Source organism: Aeromonas sp. s12 (assembly GCF_040907925.1).
Taxonomy (GTDB): Bacteria; Pseudomonadota; Gammaproteobacteria; order Enterobacterales; family Aeromonadaceae; genus Aeromonas; species Aeromonas veronii.
Map to the genome: position 1 here is coordinate 47,596 of NZ_JBFOCT010000027.1, position 20,393 is coordinate 67,988.

The following is a 20,393-nucleotide window of genomic DNA, read 5'->3' on the forward strand; positions in this document are numbered from 1 at the left end:
AGATTCCACAATCATGACATAGCCACCTATAGGCACCAAGTTTTATGGCCCAGTTTTTCAAGCCCCAAAAGAAGTCCACCCAGCTCCAACGCATTGAATTTACGATAGACACCCTCGATCACCACTGCGTCGGTATCGGTCGCCATCAGGGCAAGGCGATCTTCGTCGAAGGGGCTCTGCCCGGCGAGACCGTCAAGGCACGCATCACCGAAGAGAAAAAGCAGTATGGTCACGCCGCCTTGCAGCAGGTGGTGACCCCGGCGGCCAACCGTATCGCCCCCTTCTGCAGCCACTATCGCGAGTGCGGCGGTTGCAGTGCCCAGCACATGTCGGTTGCCGATCAGCAAGCCGCCAAGGCGGCCGGACTGGTCAGCCTGTTCGAGCGGTTGGGCAACATCAAGGCGCCTGCGCAGGAGCCGGTACTGACCGGTGAAGATCGCGCCTATCGCCGGGTCTGTCGTCTGGCCATCAAATTTGACAAGAACGGTCGCTGCACCCGGGTCGGTTTCCGCCGCCGCAACAGCAACGATCTGGTGGAGATCGATGGTTGCCCGGTCCTGGCCGAGCCGCTCTCTGCGCTGATTGCCCCGCTGCGTGAGTGCCTCAATCGCCTCAAGAGCCAGCGCGAGCTGGGCCATGCGGAGCTTATCCAGGCCGAGCAGGGGATCATGATGCTGCTGCGCCACACCGGCCGCCCCAATGAGGCGGATCGCGCCCTGCTGGTGGAGTTTGCAAAAGCGCAGGGGATCGACCTCTATCTGCAGGCGGCCGATGATCGCATCGAAGCGCTGCAGCAACAATTTTCCCCATCCTACTCGCTGGATGGCCTGTCTCTTGCATTTGCTCCCGGTGATTTCATTCAGGTCAACGGCCCCATCAACCAGAATATGGTCGAGCAGGCACTGACATGGCTCGGGGCGAGCAAGGATGACAAGGTGCTCGATCTCTTCTGCGGTATCGGCAACTTCACCCTGCCGCTGGCCCGTCAGGCTCGCGAAGTGGTGGGTGTGGAAGGTGAACTGGCCATGGTGCAGCGGGCCGAAGAGAATGCCCGTCGCAACGGAATCACCAATGCCCGTTTCTACAAGGCCGACCTGAGCGATGACATCGTCGGCATGTCCTGGGCGCGGGAAGGGTTTGATCTGGTGCTGCTGGATCCGGCTCGCCCCGGCGCGCTGGAAGTGATGGGACACGTCGTGAAACTTTCACCCAAGCGGGTGGTCTACGTCTCCTGTAACCCGGTCACCCTGGCGCGGGACAGTCAGGTGCTGGTGAAAGGGGGTTACCGTCTGGTGCGCCTCGGCATGCTCGACATGTTCCCTCACACCGGTCATCTGGAGTCCATGGCGCTGTTTGAACGGGAGTAAATGACTCATCAGTTCGGCGATGCGGATATGTAATCTGGCATGTCTGCGGCTGTTTGAGCTGGTGTGATTGGGGTAATCTAGACCCTTGTCGTTCGGCAGGGCCTGTTGGCGCGCTCTATTGTCTTTCTGGACAATATGCCTTGAAAAGTGCGCTGGATATCCCCATTTGAGGCAATCTCATGAGGGGGAAAGTGACAGCTTTCGGCCCGATAATTTAAAGGATTGATACCATGGTTGCGGTTCGCGATATTCATTTGAAAGACAACTTCACCCTGGAAGAGTGGGTCAGCTCGCTCTCCTTGAGTGACAGTGAAAAGGATCAGCTGCGAACCGTCTACCAGTATTGTCTGACGCTCGGTGACGAGGCGCTGACCAGCAAGCTGCTGGTGCGCGGCATCGAAATGGTGGGCATCCTGCAGATGCTCAGCATGGATATCGGCACTCTCAAAGCGGCCATCATCTACCCCTTCGTCGAAGCCGGTCTCATCAGCCAGGAGCGGATGGACGAGGACTTTGGCTCCAAGATCGCCAAGCTGGTGGAAGGGGTGCTGGAGATGGAGGCCATCCGCTCCCTGCAAACCCTCCATCGCAGCGAAACCTCGCCGGAGCAGGTCGACAACGTGCGTCGCATGTTGCTCGCCATGGTTGAGGATGTGCGCGCCGTGGTGATCAAGCTGGCGGAGCGGATCGCCTGCCTGCGGGAAGCGAAGACGGCAGATGAAGAGACCCGGGTGCTGATGGCCCAGGAGATCACCAACATCTATGCGCCGCTCGCCAACCGTCTGGGCATCGGCCAGCTCAAGTGGGAGCTGGAAGATCTCGCCTTCCGTTACCTGCACCCGGATACCTACAAACAGATCGCCAAGCAGCTCGACGAGAAGCGGCTCGACCGCGAGCGCTATATCCGCGAGTTTGTGCAATCCCTGCGTAATGGGTTGAAAGAGGCGGGAGTTGACGCCGAGGTGTACGGTCGGCCGAAACATATCTACAGCATCTGGCGCAAGATGCAGAAGAAGCACCTCGAATTTAACGAGTTGTTCGACGTGCGCGCGGTGCGGGTAGTGACCAAGCGGCTGCAGGATTGCTATGCGGCGCTCGGTATCGTGCATACCCAGTTCCACCACATTCCCCGCGAGTTTGACGACTATGTCGCCAACCCCAAACCCAACGGCTATCAGTCGATCCACACCGTAGTGGTGGGGCCTGAGGGCAAGACCGTAGAGATCCAGATCCGTACCGACCAGATGCATCAGGATGCCGAACTCGGCGTCGCGGCGCACTGGCGCTACAAGGAAGGGGCACAGGCAGGCGGCAAGGCCAACACCTTCGAAGACAAGATCGAGTGGCTGCGCAAGCTGCTCGCCTGGCAGGAAGATCTCTCCGAGAGCGGCTCCCTGTTGGAAGATCTGCGCAGTCAGGTGTTCGAGGACAGGGTCTACGTCTTCACCCCGAAAGGGGATGTCATCGACCTGCCGGCAGGCGCCACCCCGCTCGATTTTGCCTATCACGTCCACAGCATGATCGGCCACCGCTGCATCGGCGCCAAGATTGACGGCCGCATCGTGCCGTTTACCTATGCGCTGCAGACCGGCGATCAGGTGGAGGTGATCACCCAGAAAGAGCCGAACCCGAGCCGCGACTGGATGAACCCCAACGCCGGCTTCCTGCGCTCCAGCCGGGCGCGGGCCAAGGTGGCGACCTGGTTCAGAAAACTGGATCGGGACAAGAATATCGTGGCCGGTCGCGAGCTGTTCGAGAAGGAGCTGGATCGCCACAACCTCAGCATGTCCAAGATCGACAAGGGCAACATGCTGCGCCGCTTCAATCTGGAGAGCACCGACGATCTGCTGGCCGGTATCGGCAGCGGCGACATCCGCATCAACCAGGTGCTCAACTATCTCGACACCTGCTACAACAAGCCGACGGCGGAAGAGGAAGATCGCCGCCTGCTGGAGAAGCTGGAGCAGAAGGCCAATGCGCCGATGCGCCACAAGCCCAAAGACCACATAGTGGTGGAAGGGGTCGGCAACCTGATGACCCATATCGCCCGCTGCTGCCAGCCTATTCCGGGGGACTCCATTCAGGGCTTTATCACCATGGGGCGTGGCGTTTCGATCCACCGGGAAGATTGCGAGCAGCTCAAGGAGTTGTCACGTCGCAACCCCGAGCGGCTGATCGATGCGGTGTGGGGGGAGAACTACTCCGGCGGCTATGGCCTCACCATCCGGATCATCTCCAACGATCGCTCCGGCCTGCTGCGCGATATCACTACCGTGCTGGCCAACGAGAAGATCAATGTGATGGGGGTGCGTTCGCGCTCCAACGTGCGCGAGCAGACCGCCGAGATCGACATGGAGCTGGAGATTTACAACATCAACGCCTTCAACCGGGCGTTGGCCAAGCTCAGTCAGCTTAACGACGTGATCAGCGCCAAGCGGCTTTGATATCGAACCGACCGGCCCCAGTGGCCGGTCAGCATTTACGACCCTTTTTGAACGAATTGAAAGCGAATATCCCATGTCCCAACGTTACGATCTGCCCCAACTGCTCGACATCATGGCTCGTTTGCGTGACCCGCAAAACGGCTGCCCCTGGGATCTGAAACAGGACTTCCAGAGCATAGTGCCGCACACCCTGGAAGAGGCCTACGAGGTGGCCGATGCCATCGAGACCGAAGATTGGCAGGGGCTGAAAGGGGAGCTGGGGGATTTGCTGTTTCAGGTGGTGTTCTACGCCCAGCTGGGTAAAGAGCGGGGCTTGTTCGACTTTGCCGATATCGTGGATACGGTGAGTGAAAAGCTCATTCGTCGTCACCCCCACGTTTTTTCCGATGCAGATCTCTCCAACGAGCAGGCGGTAAAAGCGAACTGGGAGGCGGAAAAGGCCAAAGAGCGGGCGGCCCTCGACAAAGAAAGCGTGCTGGACGATATCCCGCAGGCGCTGCCTGCCCTGACTCGCGCCGCCAAAATTCAGAAACGCTGCGCCACCGTCGGTTTTGACTGGAAGACGCTGGGGCCTGTGGTGGACAAGATCCACGAGGAGATCGACGAGGTGATGGAAGAGGCATTGATGGCCGATGTGGACGAGGCGCGGGTGAGCGACGAGCTCGGCGACCTGTTGTTTGCCACCGTCAATCTGGTGCGTCATCTGGGCAAGGATCCGGAGCAGGTGCTGCGCGGTGCCAACGCCAAGTTCGAACGTCGCTTTCGTCAGGTTGAGCAGATAATCGCCGCAGAAGGCTTGAAAATGACCGATTGCACCCTCGAAAAGCTCGATGCCGCCTGGGATAAGGCGAAGGAAACCGAGCAAAGTTGATTTGGCGCAAGATGGGGGGGCGGTGAGCCTGATAGATTTTTGCTCATTGTTTGGGAGAGGGGTTTTTGGTATACTGTTTCCCCGTCCTGCTTCATCCCCGAAGCACCCCTTAAAATTCCCTAAACTTCTTTCAGGTTCAGCATGACGACCAAATATATTTTTGTTACTGGTGGCGTTGTTTCATCCCTCGGCAAAGGCATTGCCGCAGCTTCTCTGGCAGCCATTCTGGAAGCCCGTGGTCTGGATGTGACCATCATGAAACTGGACCCGTACATCAACGTGGATCCGGGCACCATGAGCCCGACCCAGCATGGTGAAGTGTTCGTAACCGAGGACGGGGCCGAAACCGATCTGGATTTGGGCCACTACGAGCGTTTCATCCGCACCAAGATGACCCGTCGCAACAACTTTACCACCGGCCGTATTTACGCCGACGTACTGCGTAAAGAGCGTCGTGGTGACTATCTGGGCGCCACCATTCAGGTTATCCCGCACATCACCAACGCCATCAAAGAGCGGGTGATTGCCGGTGCCGAAGGCCATCAGGTTGCCATCGTCGAAGTGGGCGGTACCGTGGGTGACATCGAGTCCCTGCCGTTCCTCGAAGCCATTCGTCAGCTGGCTGCCGAAGTGGGCCGCAACAACGCCATGTTCATGCACCTGACGCTGGTTCCTTACCTGGCTGCGGCCGGTGAAGTGAAGACCAAGCCGACCCAGCACTCCGTTAAAGAGCTGCTCTCCATCGGTATCCAGCCGGATGTGCTGATCTGCCGCTCCGACCGTGCCATTCCGGCCAACGAGCGTGCCAAAATTGCCCTGTTCTGCAACGTGCCGGAGCGCGCCGTCATCTCCATGAAAGACGTCGACTCCATCTACAAGATCCCGGCACTGCTGAAATCCCAGAATCTGGACTCCTACTTCACCGAGCGTTTCGGTCTGGAGTGCAAAGAAGCTGATTTGTCCGAGTGGGAACAGGTTATCTATGAAGAGGCCAACCCGACTGGTGAAGTAACCATCGGTATGGTCGGCAAGTACGTCTCCCTGCCGGACGCCTACAAGTCCGTCAACGAGGCGCTCAAGCACGGTGGTCTCAAGACCCGTCACTCCGTCAACATCAAGTACATCGACTCTCAGGATATCGAGACCCGTGGCGCCGAGCTGCTGGAAGGTCTGGACGCGATCCTGGTGCCGGGTGGCTTCGGTGAGCGCGGTGTGGAAGGCAAAATTCTGGCTGCCCAGTATGCCCGCGAGAACAAGATCCCCTACCTGGGTATCTGCCTCGGCATGCAGGTTGCCATGATCGAATTCGCTCGCAACGTGGCGGGCATGGAAGGGGCTCACTCCTCCGAATTCAAGAAAGATTGCGCATACCCGGTCGTCGGCCTCATCACCGAGTGGGTGGATGAAGAGGGCAACGTCGAGACCCGTACCGAGAAGTCCGATTTGGGCGGTACCATGCGTCTGGGTTCCCAGCTCTGCCACCTGGTCGAAGATTCCAAAGTGCGTCAGATGTACGGCAGCCCGACCATTTACGAGCGTCACCGTCACCGTTACGAAGTAAACAACAAGCTGCTGCCGCAGATTGAAGCGGCAGGTCTGAAAGTGACCGGTCTCTCCGCCGACAAGAAGTTGGTGGAAATCATCGAGATCCCGGATCACCCCTGGTTCGTGGCTGCGCAGTTCCACCCGGAGTTCACCTCTACTCCTCGTGATGGCCACGCTCTGTTCGCCGGTTTTGTGAAGGCGGCAGGCGAGTATCAGAAGCGTAATTTGAAGTAATTGAAAATAAATGCGGTTGGGGCACTGTGCCACAGCCGCTTTTTTTGGCATATTTTTGTTGTTTTTTTACGAAACCTGAGGAAATACACATGTCCAAGATCGTTAAAGTGATCGGTCGTGAAATCATCGACTCCCGTGGTAACCCGACCGTTGAGGCCGAAGTTCACCTGGAAGGTGGTTTTGTTGGTATGGCAGCCGCTCCGTCTGGCGCGTCCACCGGTTCCCGCGAAGCGCTGGAACTGCGTGACGGCGACAAGAGCCGTTTCCTGGGTAAAGGCGTGCTGAAAGCCATCGAAGCCGTAAACGGCCCGATCGCTCAAGCTCTGCTGGGTAAAGATGCCAAGGACCAGGCCACCGTTGACCAGATCATGATCGACCTCGACGGTACCGAGAACAAATCCAAGTTCGGCGCCAACGCCATCCTGGCTGTTTCCCTGGCTAACGCCAAAGCTGCCGCTGCTGCCAAAGGCATGCCGCTGTACGCCCACATCGCCGAGCTGAACGGCACCCCGGGTGTTTACTCCATGCCGCTGCCGATGATGAACATCATCAACGGTGGTGAGCACGCCGACAACAACGTCGACATCCAGGAGTTCATGATCCAGCCGGTTGGCGCCAAGACCCTGAAAGAAGCCGTTCGCATGGGCGCAGAAGTGTTCCACAACCTGGCCAAAGTGCTGAAGTCCAAGGGCTACAACACTGCAGTTGGTGACGAAGGTGGTTTCGCTCCGAACCTGAAATCCAACGCCGAAGCGCTGGAAGTGATCGCTGAAGCCGTTGCCGCTGCCGGTTACAAACTGGGCACCGACATCACCCTGGCTATGGACTGCGCTGCTTCCGAGTTCTACGACGCAGAGAAGAAAGAGTACAACCTGAAAGGCGAAGGTCGTGTCTTCACCTCCAACGGTTTCTCCGACTTCCTGGCTGACCTGACCACCAAGTTCCCGATCGTCTCCATCGAAGATGGCCTGGACGAATCTGACTGGGAAGGTTTCGCCTACCAGACTGCTGAACTGGGCAAGAAAATCCAGATCGTGGGTGACGACCTGTTCGTAACCAACACCAAGATCCTGAAGCGCGGTATCGACAACGGCATCGCCAACTCCATCCTGATCAAGTTCAACCAGATCGGTTCCCTGACCGAAACTCTGGCTGCCATCAAGATGGCCAAAGACGCTGGCTACACTGCCGTCATCTCCCACCGCTCCGGTGAGACCGAAGACGCGACCATCGCCGACCTGGCTGTTGGTACCGCTGCTGGCCAGATCAAGACCGGTTCCATGAGCCGTTCTGACCGTGTTGCCAAGTACAACCAGCTGATCCGTATCGAAGAAGCTCTGGGTGCCAAAGCTCCTTTCCGCGGTCTGAAAGAAGTTAAAAACCAGGCTTAATTTGCTGGTTTGCCAGCCTCGGCTGGAATAAAAAAAACCGGAACCCCTGGGTTCCGGTTTTTTTATGCCTGAGCCTTGCCACAACGCCCTGAGAGGCGAGGGGGTTATGCCTCTGGTTTCGGGTCAGATAATGGGGAGCATGCGCTGATAGCGCCCTGCATGGGCCTTGAAGCCCAGCTTTTCAAATAGGGCGATAGAGCGGACGTTATCTGCATCGATATCTGCGGTGAGGCAGGTGACCCCCAATGTGCTGGCATGGGCGAGCAGCAATCCCAGCGCCTCCGACATAAACCCTCTGCGCCAATAGGCCGCATTGAGCAGGCAACCCACCTCGCAGCAGCGACCCGCCTCGCTGAAACTGTGCAGGCCGCAGGTGCCGATCACCTTGTTGCCCTCCCGTTCGACAATCGCCCACTCCAGCGACTCACCCGTTTGCTCCAGCCGCACCACGCTTGCCATCATCTGCGCCATCATGGTGGGAGAGGTAAAGCAGGGATCAGAGGCAAACTCCATGGTCAGAGGATTGCCATAAATCTCGAACAGATCGGCAGTATCGTGCGGGCCAATGGTACGCAGTACAATCCGTGTACCGGTTAAGTCTGGCTTCATAAATCTCCTTTGGATGTTTTACGCCAGCAAAGCTACAGGTGGATAAAGAGACCGTATAAAAGTCGGTCTCAAAGACAACTGGTACTATCAAGAAATATTGTTTTCGCGAATGTCCGATTACGCTTCGCTAATCGAACCTATGGGCTGTATATTTTAATTTAGAATGGATAAACATCTATTCAATACTTGTTTGTTATCTATGATAATTAGCTTTAGTTTTTTTCGAGTTCTGGTTATATTCTGGAATAACATTTTCACGGTGTCGTAGTAGGTGTTTGAATTGTATAGGAGTCGACCTGTTTTATGGTAATAAAAATGCTTATCTATAACAACCGCAACATTATCAAACTCTTGACCAATTACTTTGTGTGATGTTTTGCTTTCTATGTGAGAATATGATTCATGATGTTCTCGCTTATATTGAGATGGGGTCAACCTCAGAACCTCCCATCCATCATCACTTATGAGTGAAATGTAGTCCCTGACATTTTCCAAATCAGTAAAATAATCAAAGCTTATATTTTCACAACTTGATAGAACAACATCATTTCTCAGGTTGTTGAATAATAGTTTAATAAAGTTTGCGATCTCTTTGTTTGTTCTGATTTTATCTGATAGAGCATATTTAACTATGCCTCTGATGGAGTTTATTTTGCTATCAATATCTGAATTTGTTTCGGATGCAGATAAAGTCTGTTGTTTATCATACGAAAAGACACATTGAAAATTACTAGTTTCGGCATCGTCGAGTATTTTATTAAATTGGGATATATATATCCGTTGTGTTTCATCTATTAGAACTAGATCTAAACTACTTAAATCATGATTTTTCAATTCCTTTATGGCTATAATATTCCATCCTTTTGCTCTTAATCGAACATGTCCATCGTTTAATTGCCCACAATGTACTATTAACGTGCGTTTTTTCTTCCTGATGGTTTTTATAATATCATATGTTAATAGCGTTTTTCCTGTGCCTGGCCCACCAGTAATAGCCATGAATTTTGCTGTATTACTTTCTATTGCATCAATAATTTTATCTTTGATTGCCTCCTGCTGACTCGTCAAAAAGTATTGATTGTTTATAAATTTATCTGTGGAGTTGAATGGTGACACCAGATATTCTGATGGATTGAATAAAGTATCAGGATTGTCTAGATTCATCAGGTTTTGCTGGGTTAACAACTTAACTAGATGCGTTAACTCAACAGTTTCTATTTCACCGCCAGAATTTAACTTGTAAAGGGTCTTTGTTTGGGAAATAAAACAAAAGTTATGTATGACTTTATTTATGTGACCAAGATAGTAATTGTTCCTTTGAAGTTGTCGTTTTATTTTATCTGGTGTGCTTATTTTTTTGATCTCAACATTAATTATATAGTTGCTTCCAAACCTTAATAAGTCAAATTCTTTGCTGATGTGTTGTATTTTATATCCTATGTAGAAGCTATTAAATATGCTCACAAATGGAAGGCTTTCATACATTTCAGTTGCTAATGTTTTTAGGTCGTCAACCTCATTTCTTTTTATATCAATGTTATAGTTTTTTATAAAACTATTGTATTCATCAGAAGAAAGGGATGAGTGGGCCTGTATAAGAGATAAGATATTTATACTTTTCATTTATTAAGCTCTATGGTACCTAAAATTATGTTTTTAACTTTTAGTTTTTAGCTAATGCGGTGATTTTCCGAGGCTAATTTCTTGGTGCCGTGGGTGATTGGTTTTTAATATAACCTAAAGTGTCATTATGTAATTAATTAGTTTATTGTGGCTCCATTTTAATGGAGTATCGATACGTAATATCTCTGTGAGAGAATATTGCGTTTAAACATCGTAATTGCTACCGCCCCTGAATTTCAGCCTCCAGTCTGCTGCTTTTAACCAACGAGGTGTGGCTGGCATGGCTCATGGGAGACTCCGACGAGGCAAGTGTTGCCAAATGGCAATATTAACCATGGCGCTGTGGAGAGAAAGCTCAATATTGAGAATTTCTGTGCAAGATCAATAAATTAATCAAATATCGCCAACGATTGATGACGCGCCGACATAGCGTGAACAACCATTCTTGAGCTAACTCCATAGAATATTCATGGTCATATCCGGCTTGAACCAGCATAAAACTCTTTGCTATTGTCCGCGCTCCCCGCTGAAACAGCTTATTTATCTATAAATCAACAAGATAGCGTTATGCGGTGGCGTCGCGGGGGCATCTGCTATCGGGAAGGAGAGTTATGAAGTCGCAGTTCAAAGTGGCGCTGGCCATGTTGGCCCTGTTCGTCGTCCAAGGCTGCACAGCCCCGGATTCATCCACCAAGCGCAATGCACCCGGCCCGGTGCTGACAGTGCATTACGAAAGTGCGCCCCTGATCCCCGTCACCATCGCTGGTGAGCAGTACCAGTTTTTGCTCGATACCGGGGCCAGTATCACCTTTATCGATCGTCGTCTGGCCAGCCGTTTCAAGGCGCTGACCTTAAGCGAATTGCCCAGGGCCTATCAGGCTGATTTTGCCAGTGTGAACAGCGTTTCGAGCCAACTGGGCAGCGAGCAGCTTGGCTTTGTTGAGCCGCAGCCCTTCTCGGTGGGGTCGGTCACCATTGATGACAGCGAGCTGTGGGCAACTATTGATTTCGATCTCTTCTCCCAGTCTCTTGGCAGCCGTATTGATGGCATCCTCGGGATCGACACCATCCGCCGTTTCAACTGGGTGTTTGATCGCGACAGGCATCAGCTCACGGCTTTGCTGACGGCACCGTCGGCAGCCACGTTCGAGCGTTGCATCGGCTATGAAGACAGCTACAACCGTTCCCCGGCAGTGTATCTGACCTACGGCGAGAGCAGCGTGCGCATGTATCTGGATACCGGGGCCGATCAGAGCTATGCCGATCATGCCTTTATCGACTTTATGGCCAGCCAGAAGGCGATCTCTGGCGAAGATGCGATGCCACGCAAAGGGGTGGATGCCAGCGGTATGGTGGAGGGGCGTGAACATATCCTCACCGGCCTGCACTTTGATGAGCGCCAGCTCGGTGAGCTGCGCGTGTCGGAAAACAGCAATGAGCAGTATGGTCTGGGGCTGGATTTTGTTAGCCGCTTCAATCGCTTTGCGATCATGCCCGGGCGGATGATGCTCTGCTACGACGCCGACAGCCTGGCGCGCAAAGTGCCGCCAATCCTGCGCAATATCGGGGTGCGCTTTGATGGCAAGCATCTGCAGGTCTACTACAGCGACGAACGGGATCTTGCCCCCTATGGTCTGGCCAACGGCGACATTCTGGAGCAGATCAACGGGGTGGCTTATCGTCCCCTCGATATCGACAAGGTGCGTGAACTGCTCAGCACCGGCAAGCCGGGGTCGCTCAAGTTGCGGATTGTGCGGGAAGGAAAACCGCTGGATATCGCTATCTAGTCAAGGTGGGGCGGCAAGACGAGCCGCCCCTATGAGCGTCAGCCCTTGGTTGGATTTTCCATGCAGGTGAGGGTTGGCTGGCCGTAACGCTCCAGCGTGGCGTCGTCCCCCTTGGTGAAGAAGGTAAGGTTTTGCCCTTCATAACGGGCGCCGCTGGCGCTGGGAGCTTCATAGGCGAGCACTTGCTGCTGCTTGTTGCCCTCGCTCAGGTTGATCACCGCGGCGGGCAGCTTGGCATCGTTATAGAAGTAGGTAGAGAGCATGACGTTCTTGCCGCACTTGTAGTTGACCGGTGCCGGCACCATCAGCTGGCCGCCGCTGATCTGCAGTTCGGTGATCCGCAGCAGGTAGTTATCCTCCACACACTGGCGCAGATCCTGCCCCTTCCAGCAGTCGTTGCGACCCTTGATCCAGCCGCGCTGCATGGCGCGCTCGGTCTTGAGCTGTTCGGGAGAGAGCGCTGCAATCGCCTTGGGGTAGAGGGCCGCCAGTTCGTTATCAAGGGCGGCCAGTCCGGCATCCTTACAGATCAGAGTTTCGACCGACCCGGAGGCTTTGGTGCAGTCAAAGGAGGGGGTTGCGGCGCTGGCCAGCAGAGGGGCAAACAGCAGGGTGGCAAGCAAGGTCTTGTTCATCGATAGATTCCAGCAATGAGGAGGGCATATCTGCCTACTACAGCACACTCTACAGGGCAATGCAGCAGGGGAGCTGAGCGCATTTTGCTCTGCAGCATGTGCTGGCGACCGGTTTTGCCGCGTTACTCCAGTAGGGAAGGGAACTGTTGCTGGATGAGGCCGGCTTGTTTGAAAACCGGTCAGGAGTGGTCGCTATTTTGAGCATTCAGACAGGCCAGCAGCATTGTACTTTCACTCCTGTTCGAGAGGCGTGCTAGATTTGCGGCCTTTTCTTAATAACAAGAAGATTAGCTATGTTCAGGTTGATGACGGGGGCCTTGCTGGCCATCATGCTGTCCGGTTGTGCGGCCATGTTTAACGGCACAAGTCAGCAGGTTTCCATTCGCAGTCAGGATCCCGATGCGGAGATCTACGTCAACGATATGCTGCTGGGCCACGGCAATGTGATCACCTCGTTCAAGAAGAAAGAGAATTACACCATCACGGTCAAGCGTACGGATTGCTACTCGGTGACCGTGCCGGTTTCCAAGTCGTTCGATGCCACCACTCTGCTCGGGATCTTTGTCGATTTCGGCGTGGTCTCCATTCTGGTGGTCGATGGGGTCGGCACCGGCGCCTGGCAGAAGTTTGATCAGAATGCCTTTATCGTTGACCCCATCTGCAAGAAAGCCTGATCGTTATGGATGGGGCATCGGGTGATGCATCCAGATACAGATCTTTGCTGATGTGAAAAACCCGACACTCCTGGCCGGAATGTCGGGTTTTTTGTGGCCGCGATAAAGGGGGAGGCGGGTTGCCCGGTTGATCAGGCCAGCGCCAGTTGCTGACTGCGGGCGCGCCACAGCCGCTCGTGGAAGAAGAACACCACGGTGTTGATGGCCGGTTCGATCATCGCCATCACGCCGCCGGTGAGCAGCTCGCCGCTCAGCAGGAAGGCCACACCGAAGGCCACCGAGAAGTGGACCACCGCGAAGCTGCTGGTCTTGGCCTGCAGGCTGTGCTTTGGCTTGAGCTTGTGCCAGCCAAGGTCATGAAAGTAGAAGGCGACCGTGTTGACGGCGGGCTCGATCAGGGCGATCAGGCTGGCGGTCAGCAGCTCACCGGTCAGCAGGTAGGCCACGGTAAAGGCGACACCGAAGTGCAGAATGGCAAAGCTGATGGTCTTTTTCATGATGACGGCTCCCTCTGTTGATGATGAGAGTATCCGCCGAAATGAGATTAAATGAAAACTATTCTCATCTATTGCCGGAATAGAGAGAACCTATCAACGGGCGAGTGGCCGGTGCGGTTTAGCGGTTGCCAATCGCAACCAAGGCGATAAAGTACAGGTTCTTCACACTTGCCCATGAAAAAGGATCTTTCATGAATATCAATGCCACCCTGCTTGGCCAGTTCATTGCGTTGCTGATGGTCATCGTCAGCGTCATCGCCTGGCGACTGGCGCGCCGCAAGAGCGAGCATCCGGCGCTGATCACCCTTATCTGCTCCCTGCTCTGTCTGTTTCCGCCCTTTGGCCTGCTGGCCCTGTTGCTGGTTGCGCTGAAACAGGATCTGCCCGCCCGTTCATAGGGTGCGCAGGTTCAGACTGCCGCACACACCGGCCGCACCAATAGCAAAAGCCCCGTGATGGGGCTTTTGCGTTTGAACTCGGTGAGCGCCGTAGGGGCGGGGGATTAATCCTCGGCCTTGTTGAGCCACTCCACCTTGTACTGGGCGCCGGCGCCCTGAGCCAGCTTGGCACAGAGCGGTTTCAGGAAGGCTTCGATCTGCTCGTCCAGCATCCAGGGCGGGCTGATGATCAGCATGCCTGAGCCGTTCATGCCCCAGTCGGCAGTCTGACCGGCCACTTCCAGCTCGGCCACCAGCACGTTACCGAAGTTCTCGCGCTTGATGGCGCGCAGCATGTCGCGGGATTTGTCCGCCTCCTGCCCGAGGATCGGATACCAGAGGGCGTAGATGCCGGTTGCCCAGCGTTTCTGCGCTTTTTTCAGGGTGTCGACCACGGCGAAGTAATCTTCTTTGAGCTCATAGGGCGGATCGATCAGCACCAGCCCGCGGCGCGGGGTCGGCGGCAGCAGGGCGATCAGCCCCTCGAAGCCGTCGCGGTGGTGCACGGCGACGCGGGGGTCATAGCCCATGTTGGCGCGCAGGTCTTCCACTTCGTTGTTGTGCAGCTCCATCAGCGCCAGCTTGTCCTGCTCGCGGGTGAGGCGACGGGAGAGCTCTGGCGAGCCGGGGTAGTAGTGCAGCTGGCCATCGCTGTTCATCTCTTCGATGACGCCGAGATAGGGGGCCATGGCAGACCACTGGGCCCGCTCGTCCCACAGGCGGCCGATGCCGTCGGCATACTCGGCCTTCTTCTGGGACCAGTCGCCGCGCAGGTCGTAGAGACCGCCACCGGCATGGGTGTCCAGCACGATGAAGGGTTTCTCCTTCTTCTTGAGGGACTCGATGATCAGGGCCTGAACGGCGTGTTTCAGCACGTCGGCATGGTTGCCGGCGTGAAAGGCGTGGCGGTAGCTCAGCATATTAGATCTCTGAGGGGGCCCTGCTGGGCACCCAGTAACGATAGATAGTTCAACAAATTGCGGCTGTTGCCGCGAAACAGGGAGAGGCTGCGCAGGGTCTGCAACAGGACGCCCTGTTGCAGCCGCTCCAGCTCCAGCTCGTGGGCGAGCATCGACTGATACTGCTGCTCGTCGAGTCGCGTCTTGGCGCTCTGGCGCAGGGCGCGCCACGGGGTCAGCACCGCTTCGGTCTGCACTAGCGCCGGTTGCAGGTCGGTGAGATCGACCACGATGCCGAGCTGATCGAGCCGGTGCAGCAGCAGCGCCAGATTGACGTTGCCCCCCTGCTCCTGCACGGTGAGCCAATCCTGGCTGCGCTCACCATAGACCTTGCCGCTCCAGTGCCAGAAGCCGATCGGCGTCGGCAACTCGTGGACTGCGACCCGCTCGCTGGCCATCAGCTGTTCGTCACGCAAAGAAGGCCTGCTCCATGGTTTCCAGCTCTTCGGAGAGGCTCATCCACTCCAGCTCCACCTCTTCCAGCTGCTCCTTGAGGGGGCCCTGGGATTTGAGCAGCTCGGAGAGCTTGGTTTTAGCGCTCTCTTCGTAGATGGCGGGGTCGGCCAGCTGGCTCTCGATGTCGCCAAGCTTGCCTTGCAGCTTCTCCATGCTCGCTTCGAGCTTTTCCAGCTTCTGGCGCAGGGGACGTGTCGCTTGCCGGAACTCAGCCTCGCGCCGCTTCTGATCCTTGCGCGCCACCGCCGAGTTGGCAGAGACGGGGCCATCGGTCGGTTTGGCGTTGGCCTCTTTCTCCTGCTCGCCGAGCCACTTGTGGTAGTCGTCCAGATCGCCGTCGAACGGCTCGACCCGGCCACCGTGCACCAGATAGAAGTCATCTGTGGTGGTACGCAGCAGGTGACGGTCGTGGGAGACCACTACCATGGCCCCTTCGAAGCCTTGCAGCGCCATGGTGAGGGCGTGGCGCATCTCCAGATCCAGGTGGTTGGTCGGTTCATCCAGCAGCAGGAGGTTGGGTTTTTGCCAGGTGATCAGCGCCAGCACCAGCCGCGCTTTTTCGCCGCCGGAGAAGGGGGCTACCTTGTCGAGCGCCTTGTCACCGTGAAAACCGAAGCTGCCCAGATAGTTGCGCAGCTCCTGTTCGGTCTTGTCCGGCGCGAGGCGGGCCAGATGATCGAGCGGGGAATCATCGAGACGCAGGGTCTCCAGCTGATGCTGGGCGAAGTAGCCGATGCTCACCCCGGCGCTCACTTCGAGCTTGCCAGAGAGCGGCGGGTTGGAGCCCGACAGCATCTTGATAAAGGTCGATTTACCGGCGCCGTTGCGACCGAGCAGACCGATGCGCGAACCCGGTACCAGATTGAGTTTGATCTTCTCCAGGATCACCTTGTCACCGTAACCGGCAGAGAGGTTTTCCATGGCGATGAGCGGGGTCGGCAGGGCCGACGGCTCACGAAACTCGAAGCTGAATTCGGAATCGGCGTGGGCGGGCAGGATCTTCTCCATCCGCTCCATCGCTTTCAGGCGGCTCTGGGCCTGGCGGGCCTTGGAGGCCTTGTAGCGGAAGCGATCCACATACGCCTGCATGTGGGACATCTCCCGCTGCTGCTTCTCGTACATGGACTGCTGCTGGGCCAGATGTTCGGCGCGCTGCAGTTCGAAGTCGGAGTAGCCGCCGGTGTATTCATTGAGCTTGCCGTTCTCGATATGGATGATGCGGCTGATGACAGAATCGAGGAAATCGCGGTCGTGAGAGATGAGCACCAACGTGCCCTGATAGCCCTTGAGCCACTTCTCCAGCCAGATCACCGCATCGAGATCCAGGTGGTTGGTCGGTTCATCGAGCAGCAGCAGATCGGAGCGGCAGAGCAGCGCCTGAGCGAGGTTGAGGCGCATGCGCCAGCCACCGGAGAAGCTGCGCACCGGCGAGCTCAGCTGCTCGTCGCTGAAACCGAGGCCGTGCAGCAGCTCGGCGGCGCGGGCGCGAATGCTGTAGGCGCCGATGGTATCGAGGCGACCGTGCAGCTCGGCCACCAGCAGACCATTGTCATCCTGTTCGGCCTGCACCAGCTGGGCTTCCAGCGAGCGGAACTCCTTGTCGCCGTCGATCACGTACTCGAGCGCGGAGCAGTCGAGCGCCGGAGTCTCCTGCGCCACGCCTGCAATCTGCCAGCCAGCGGGCAGGCTGAAGGTGCCGCTGTCGATGGCCAGCTCGCCCCGTACCAGTGCAAAAAAGGTGGACTTGCCACAGCCGTTTTTACCCACCAGACCCACTTTGTGGCCGGGGTGAATGGTGGCGGAGGCGTTGTCCAGCAGCTTGCGGCCGCCGCGGATCAGTTCGATTTGACTGGCAACTATCATGGGTGGGATCTGCTTGCTCAAAATGGAGGAGAAAAACTGGCGCGGATCTTACGTGAAATGACGCTGATTTGCACTGTAGCGAAGGGCTGGCCACTGGCTGGCGCTGCAAAAACATGCCATAACAGAGAAACCAGTTTGGTTACGGGAGGTTAGCATGCATATCAGGGATATTATGACGACCCGGGTCGCCACCGTTTCAATGGATGATCGACTCCGAGTCATCAGGGATATCTTCGAGCAGGCACACTTTCGCCACCTGCTGGTGCTGGAAGAGGAGGAGCTGGTAGGGGTCATCTCGGATCGGGATCTGTTCCGCGCCATCAGCCCCTATCTAGACTCCGAAGCCGAGATGAGCCGCGATACCGAAACCCTCAACAAGCGGGCCCACCAGATCATGAGTCGTCAGCTCGTCACCATCGCTCCCCATCTCACCGTGCGCGACGGCGTCAAGCTGATGCTGGAGAAGGGGGTCTCCTGCCTGCCGGTGCTGGAGAATGGCGCTCTGGTCGGCATTATCAGCTGGAAGGATTTTCTCAAGGCTGCGCTGGAGAGTGACGCGCTGGTTTGAGCCCAACGCTCATCGTCATCAGCTGACAGAGAACCAATATAGAGAGAGGGGAGCCAAGGCTCCCCTCTCTCTATATTGGCTTTGCCGACAATGCCGGTTTGCACGCCGCCAGCATCATCACGGCTCGGGCTGCCCTGCGACAAGGCAGGAGGGGCCGCTGCCGGAGAGGTGCGGCTGAAGATGGGTGCGGATTTCCTGCAGGGTGCGCTGGTACTGCTGGGCATGTTGATCGAGAAACGCGGGGCTGTGCTTGAGGCGCCGCTCCAGGGTATCAACCAGCAGCGCCACCCTGGGGGCGGCCATACCCGCTGGCCAACAGTGTTGCAGCAGCTCTAGCAGTTGCCAGGCATCGCCCGGCAGGGCGGGGAACTCCTCCAGCAGCTGCAAGCCCGCTTGCAGGGCTGTCTGATATTGGCTGGCCTGCATCGCCTTGTGGCGCAGCTGGCGCAGTTCGCTCAGCCGTTGTTCTCTCGCCGTCAGGCGCTGGCCCAGCTCGGCCACCAGATGGTGGAACAGCTGGCGGGTGAGCGGGTGGGGCGCCACCCTGACGCGGTATTGGGTCAGCTGGGTCAGGTAGCGCTGGGCGTGGTGGGGCAAACCGCAGAACTGGCTGACCGCAAAGCCGAGCAGCAGGGTGAGGTGGTTGTTGCTCCCCTCATCCGGCTGGTGGTGGGCAATCAGGATCAGCGCCTCGTCGAAGCGGTAATCCAGCCCCAGCATCAACGCCTGCAGCAGCTCATATTCGTGGGGTTGCAGGTGGACGGTGCGCTTGAGGTGCTCCCACTCCTGTTGCAGGGAGCGGATCCGGTTGCTGGAAGGGGCGTGCCACAGCACCGCCAGACTGGCATTGAGCATGAAGCTGTCGATGGCGAGCCGGACGCGCTGCTCGCTGAAATGGCGCAGGGTCAGGCTGTTGGCCTGCTCCAGCACCTTCTCCTCATCTTGCAGCACCAGCCCGAGCAACATCGCCAGCTGATGCCAGCGCGGCTGATGGGGGCGGATCTGCAGCAGCTCTCCCATGGTCTCCCACGCCGCCAGCCAGTGATGCTGATGCAGCTGGCTGGCGAGTTGCAGCTCCAGCCGGGTGGCCATCGAGACGCTGGCCTGATGGCGCTGCAAGTCGGTCTGGGCGCTCTGCAATTTGCCGAGCCCCAGCATGGCGTAGAAGAGCCCGGCCCTTGGCCAGCTCGCCTGATACTCGTTGGCACAGAGGGCATAGTGCTGGGCGGCGGTGACCCGCTCGGTCGATTGCAGCAGCAGGTAGCCCTTGAGCCGATCCAGCCAGGGGGTCAGCGAGCGATTCTCCCGTTGAAACAGCAGGTCTTCACAGAGGGCGGTAGCCAGTTGCCACTCCCGCAGCAGAATGGGGGCGGCCAGCGTGCGGGTCAGGCTGCTTAACTTCACCAGTTGGCCGAGCACCGCGGTGAGCTGCTGGATCATGAAGGGGAGGGGCAGATAGAGGGAGAAGTAGAGATCCGAGGGGAGAAACTCCTGCTCGCTCTGATCAGCATCGAGCAGCAGCAATACGCAACCGGGTTGCAGCAGGCCGAGATAGTGCGCTTCGTGCAGCAGCCGGGCTCCGTCAAGATCCTGCTGCTTGTCCTGCTGACAGATGATGGCGTCGAAGGCGTGCTGTTGCAGCAGGGCCAGCAGGCCACTGCGCTCGTGGTTTGGATGGCTGTGGTAGTGGATCCGATCGGCGGGCACCCCCTGTTCGGTCAGTTCCCGGGTGATGGCGCTACGGAGCAGGGGATCCTCTTCGAGCAGCAGTATCGTCATGCAGGTACTTCCTGTGAGCAAACCATTAGGTTGATTATGGTAGACCCAAGAGGAACATAGGCACAGCACTCGCTGAGTGAAAAGCTGACAGTAGCCAGCAGGGGGCTGGAGGGCGCACTATGGGCTGTTATTTCAATCGGTTATGCCATCGCTCAGGGCTGCAACCTGTTATTGCCGAGGGCGGATCTGCGTCCCGAAGGGGCAGTCGCTCTGGCGGATCAGCCGCGACCCCTTGCCCTGTTCCCCCTGCCAGCTCAATTCCAGTTTGCCGAGGCGGCCCAGATGGCGCAGCTCGAACTCGTAGCGCTGGCAGAGGTTGTCCTGGGGCAGGCTCGCCATACCTGCTGGCAGTCGGTATTGATAGCGCAGGAGTGGCCCATCTTCCAGCTTGCTGGCCACCGGCACCAGCCCCTCTGGCGTGGGCTGCGGCGCCCCGAGTGCGCGGCGCAAACTGAGCGGTGCATCGATCGCCTTTTGATAGTGCAGGCCGTTCATCGCCGCCAGCTCCTCTTCCAGTCGTTGCAACTCCCCTTCCAGTCCATTGAGCGCGGCCCCCAGCTGCTGGTGGGTCGTTGACGAGGCGCAGCCACCCAACAACAGGGGGGTAAGCAGCAGGGCGGCTCTGATGGAGGGCACGGCATCTCCTTGGCTATG

Annotated in this window: 18 protein-coding genes; 9 read left to right on the forward strand and 9 right to left on the reverse strand. The window is 56.9% G+C overall.

Features of this window, described 5'->3' with window-relative positions; genetic code table 11:
- Positions 1-44 precede the first annotated feature (44 nt).
- The 5 genes from rlmD to eno all read left to right on the forward strand — a co-directional run bounded on the left by rlmD (position 45) and on the right by eno (position 7,852).
- Complete coding sequence (rlmD, locus tag AB5Y67_RS13520) at positions 45-1,367, forward strand: 23S rRNA (uracil(1939)-C(5))-methyltransferase RlmD (protein WP_199427632.1); 1,323 nt, start codon at positions 45-47, stop codon at positions 1,365-1,367.
- A 230-nt stretch (positions 1,368-1,597) separates the two neighbouring features.
- Positions 1,598-3,811 (forward strand): GTP diphosphokinase, encoded by a 2,214-nt coding sequence (gene relA / locus AB5Y67_RS13525; protein WP_005335588.1) that lies wholly within the window; start codon positions 1,598-1,600, stop codon positions 3,809-3,811.
- Between the two features lie 73 nt (positions 3,812-3,884).
- Positions 3,885-4,682: a nucleoside triphosphate pyrophosphohydrolase gene (gene mazG / locus AB5Y67_RS13530; protein ID WP_021229536.1), complete on the forward strand. Its 798-nt coding sequence runs from the start codon at positions 3,885-3,887 to the stop codon at positions 4,680-4,682.
- Positions 4,683-4,823: 141 nt separating this feature from the next.
- Positions 4,824-6,461, forward strand: a complete 1,638-nt coding sequence (pyrG, locus tag AB5Y67_RS13535) for a glutamine hydrolyzing CTP synthase (RefSeq protein WP_005335584.1) — start codon at positions 4,824-4,826, stop codon at positions 6,459-6,461.
- Positions 6,462-6,550: 89 nt separating this feature from the next.
- Positions 6,551-7,852: a phosphopyruvate hydratase gene (eno, locus tag AB5Y67_RS13540; protein ID WP_005335583.1), complete on the forward strand. Its 1,302-nt coding sequence runs from the start codon at positions 6,551-6,553 to the stop codon at positions 7,850-7,852.
- A gap of 123 nt (positions 7,853-7,975) precedes the next feature.
- On the opposite strand, the gene AB5Y67_RS13545 is transcribed toward eno, so the two are convergent.
- Together AB5Y67_RS13545 and AB5Y67_RS13550 are read right to left on the reverse strand one after the other, a co-directional pair.
- The gene (locus AB5Y67_RS13545; RefSeq protein ID WP_325794063.1) at positions 7,976-8,461 is read right to left on the reverse strand and encodes a GNAT family N-acetyltransferase; all 486 of its coding nucleotides are present in this window, start codon (positions 8,459-8,461) and stop codon (positions 7,976-7,978) included.
- 153 nt (positions 8,462-8,614) lie between these two features.
- Positions 8,615-10,084, reverse strand: coding sequence for a DNA/RNA helicase domain-containing protein (locus AB5Y67_RS13550; protein WP_325794062.1), 1,470 nt, complete (start codon positions 10,082-10,084; stop codon positions 8,615-8,617).
- 611 nt (positions 10,085-10,695) lie between these two features.
- Here AB5Y67_RS13550 and AB5Y67_RS13555 point away from each other — a divergent pair.
- Positions 10,696-11,871, forward strand: coding sequence for an aspartyl protease family protein (locus AB5Y67_RS13555; protein WP_325794061.1), 1,176 nt, complete (start codon positions 10,696-10,698; stop codon positions 11,869-11,871).
- Positions 11,872-11,909: 38 nt separating this feature from the next.
- Here the strand turns inward: AB5Y67_RS13555 and AB5Y67_RS13560 are convergent, their stop codons facing one another.
- Positions 11,910-12,506 carry an MliC family protein gene (locus AB5Y67_RS13560; protein WP_042084554.1) on the reverse strand — a complete coding sequence of 199 codons (597 nt, stop codon included), beginning with the start codon at positions 12,504-12,506 and terminating at the stop codon, positions 11,910-11,912.
- A gap of 293 nt (positions 12,507-12,799) precedes the next feature.
- On the opposite strand from AB5Y67_RS13560, the gene AB5Y67_RS13565 reads away from it, so the two are divergent.
- On the forward strand, positions 12,800-13,180 hold the full coding sequence (locus AB5Y67_RS13565; RefSeq protein WP_325794060.1) for a hypothetical protein: 381 nt from the start codon (positions 12,800-12,802) through the stop codon (positions 13,178-13,180).
- Between the two features lie 131 nt (positions 13,181-13,311).
- On the opposite strand, the gene AB5Y67_RS13570 is transcribed toward AB5Y67_RS13565, so the two are convergent.
- Positions 13,312-13,677, reverse strand: coding sequence for a DUF2061 domain-containing protein (locus AB5Y67_RS13570; RefSeq protein WP_005343334.1), 366 nt, complete (start codon positions 13,675-13,677; stop codon positions 13,312-13,314).
- Positions 13,678-13,868: 191 nt separating this feature from the next.
- Here AB5Y67_RS13570 and AB5Y67_RS13575 point away from each other — a divergent pair, with 191 nt between their 5' ends.
- Complete coding sequence (locus AB5Y67_RS13575; protein ID WP_325794059.1) at positions 13,869-14,075, forward strand: hypothetical protein; 207 nt, start codon at positions 13,869-13,871, stop codon at positions 14,073-14,075.
- Between the two features lie 104 nt (positions 14,076-14,179).
- Here the strand turns inward: AB5Y67_RS13575 and AB5Y67_RS13580 are convergent, their stop codons facing one another.
- Genes AB5Y67_RS13580 through AB5Y67_RS13590 form a run of 3 tightly spaced genes read right to left on the reverse strand, consistent with a single transcriptional unit; the run spans position 14,180 to position 17,392 of the window.
- Positions 14,180-15,034 (reverse strand): 23S rRNA (adenine(2030)-N(6))-methyltransferase RlmJ, encoded by an 855-nt coding sequence (locus AB5Y67_RS13580; RefSeq protein WP_047439456.1) that lies wholly within the window; start codon positions 15,032-15,034, stop codon positions 14,180-14,182.
- Positions 15,028-15,489, reverse strand: a complete 462-nt coding sequence (locus AB5Y67_RS13585) for a DUF2390 domain-containing protein (RefSeq protein WP_005343337.1) — start codon at positions 15,487-15,489, stop codon at positions 15,028-15,030. Before AB5Y67_RS13585 ends, AB5Y67_RS13580 begins: the two co-directional genes overlap by 7 nt.
- Complete coding sequence (locus AB5Y67_RS13590) at positions 15,482-17,392, reverse strand: ABC transporter ATP-binding protein (RefSeq protein ID WP_201954292.1); 1,911 nt, start codon at positions 17,390-17,392, stop codon at positions 15,482-15,484. Before AB5Y67_RS13590 ends, AB5Y67_RS13585 begins: the two co-directional genes overlap by 8 nt.
- A 154-nt stretch (positions 17,393-17,546) precedes the next feature.
- On the opposite strand from AB5Y67_RS13590, the gene AB5Y67_RS13595 reads away from it, so the two are divergent.
- Entirely contained in the window at positions 17,547-17,960 is a 414-nt protein-coding gene (locus tag AB5Y67_RS13595) for a CBS domain-containing protein (protein ID WP_040068349.1), read from the forward strand.
- 117 nt (positions 17,961-18,077) lie between these two features.
- Here the strand turns inward: AB5Y67_RS13595 and AB5Y67_RS13600 are convergent, their stop codons facing one another.
- Both AB5Y67_RS13600 and AB5Y67_RS13605 read right to left on the reverse strand, forming a co-directional pair.
- Positions 18,078-19,739, reverse strand: coding sequence for a hypothetical protein (locus AB5Y67_RS13600; RefSeq protein WP_325794058.1), 1,662 nt, complete (start codon positions 19,737-19,739; stop codon positions 18,078-18,080).
- Between the two features lie 168 nt (positions 19,740-19,907).
- Positions 19,908-20,375: a hypothetical protein gene (locus AB5Y67_RS13605; RefSeq protein ID WP_199427644.1), complete on the reverse strand. Its 468-nt coding sequence runs from the start codon at positions 20,373-20,375 to the stop codon at positions 19,908-19,910.
- Positions 20,376-20,393: the final 18 nt, after the last annotated feature.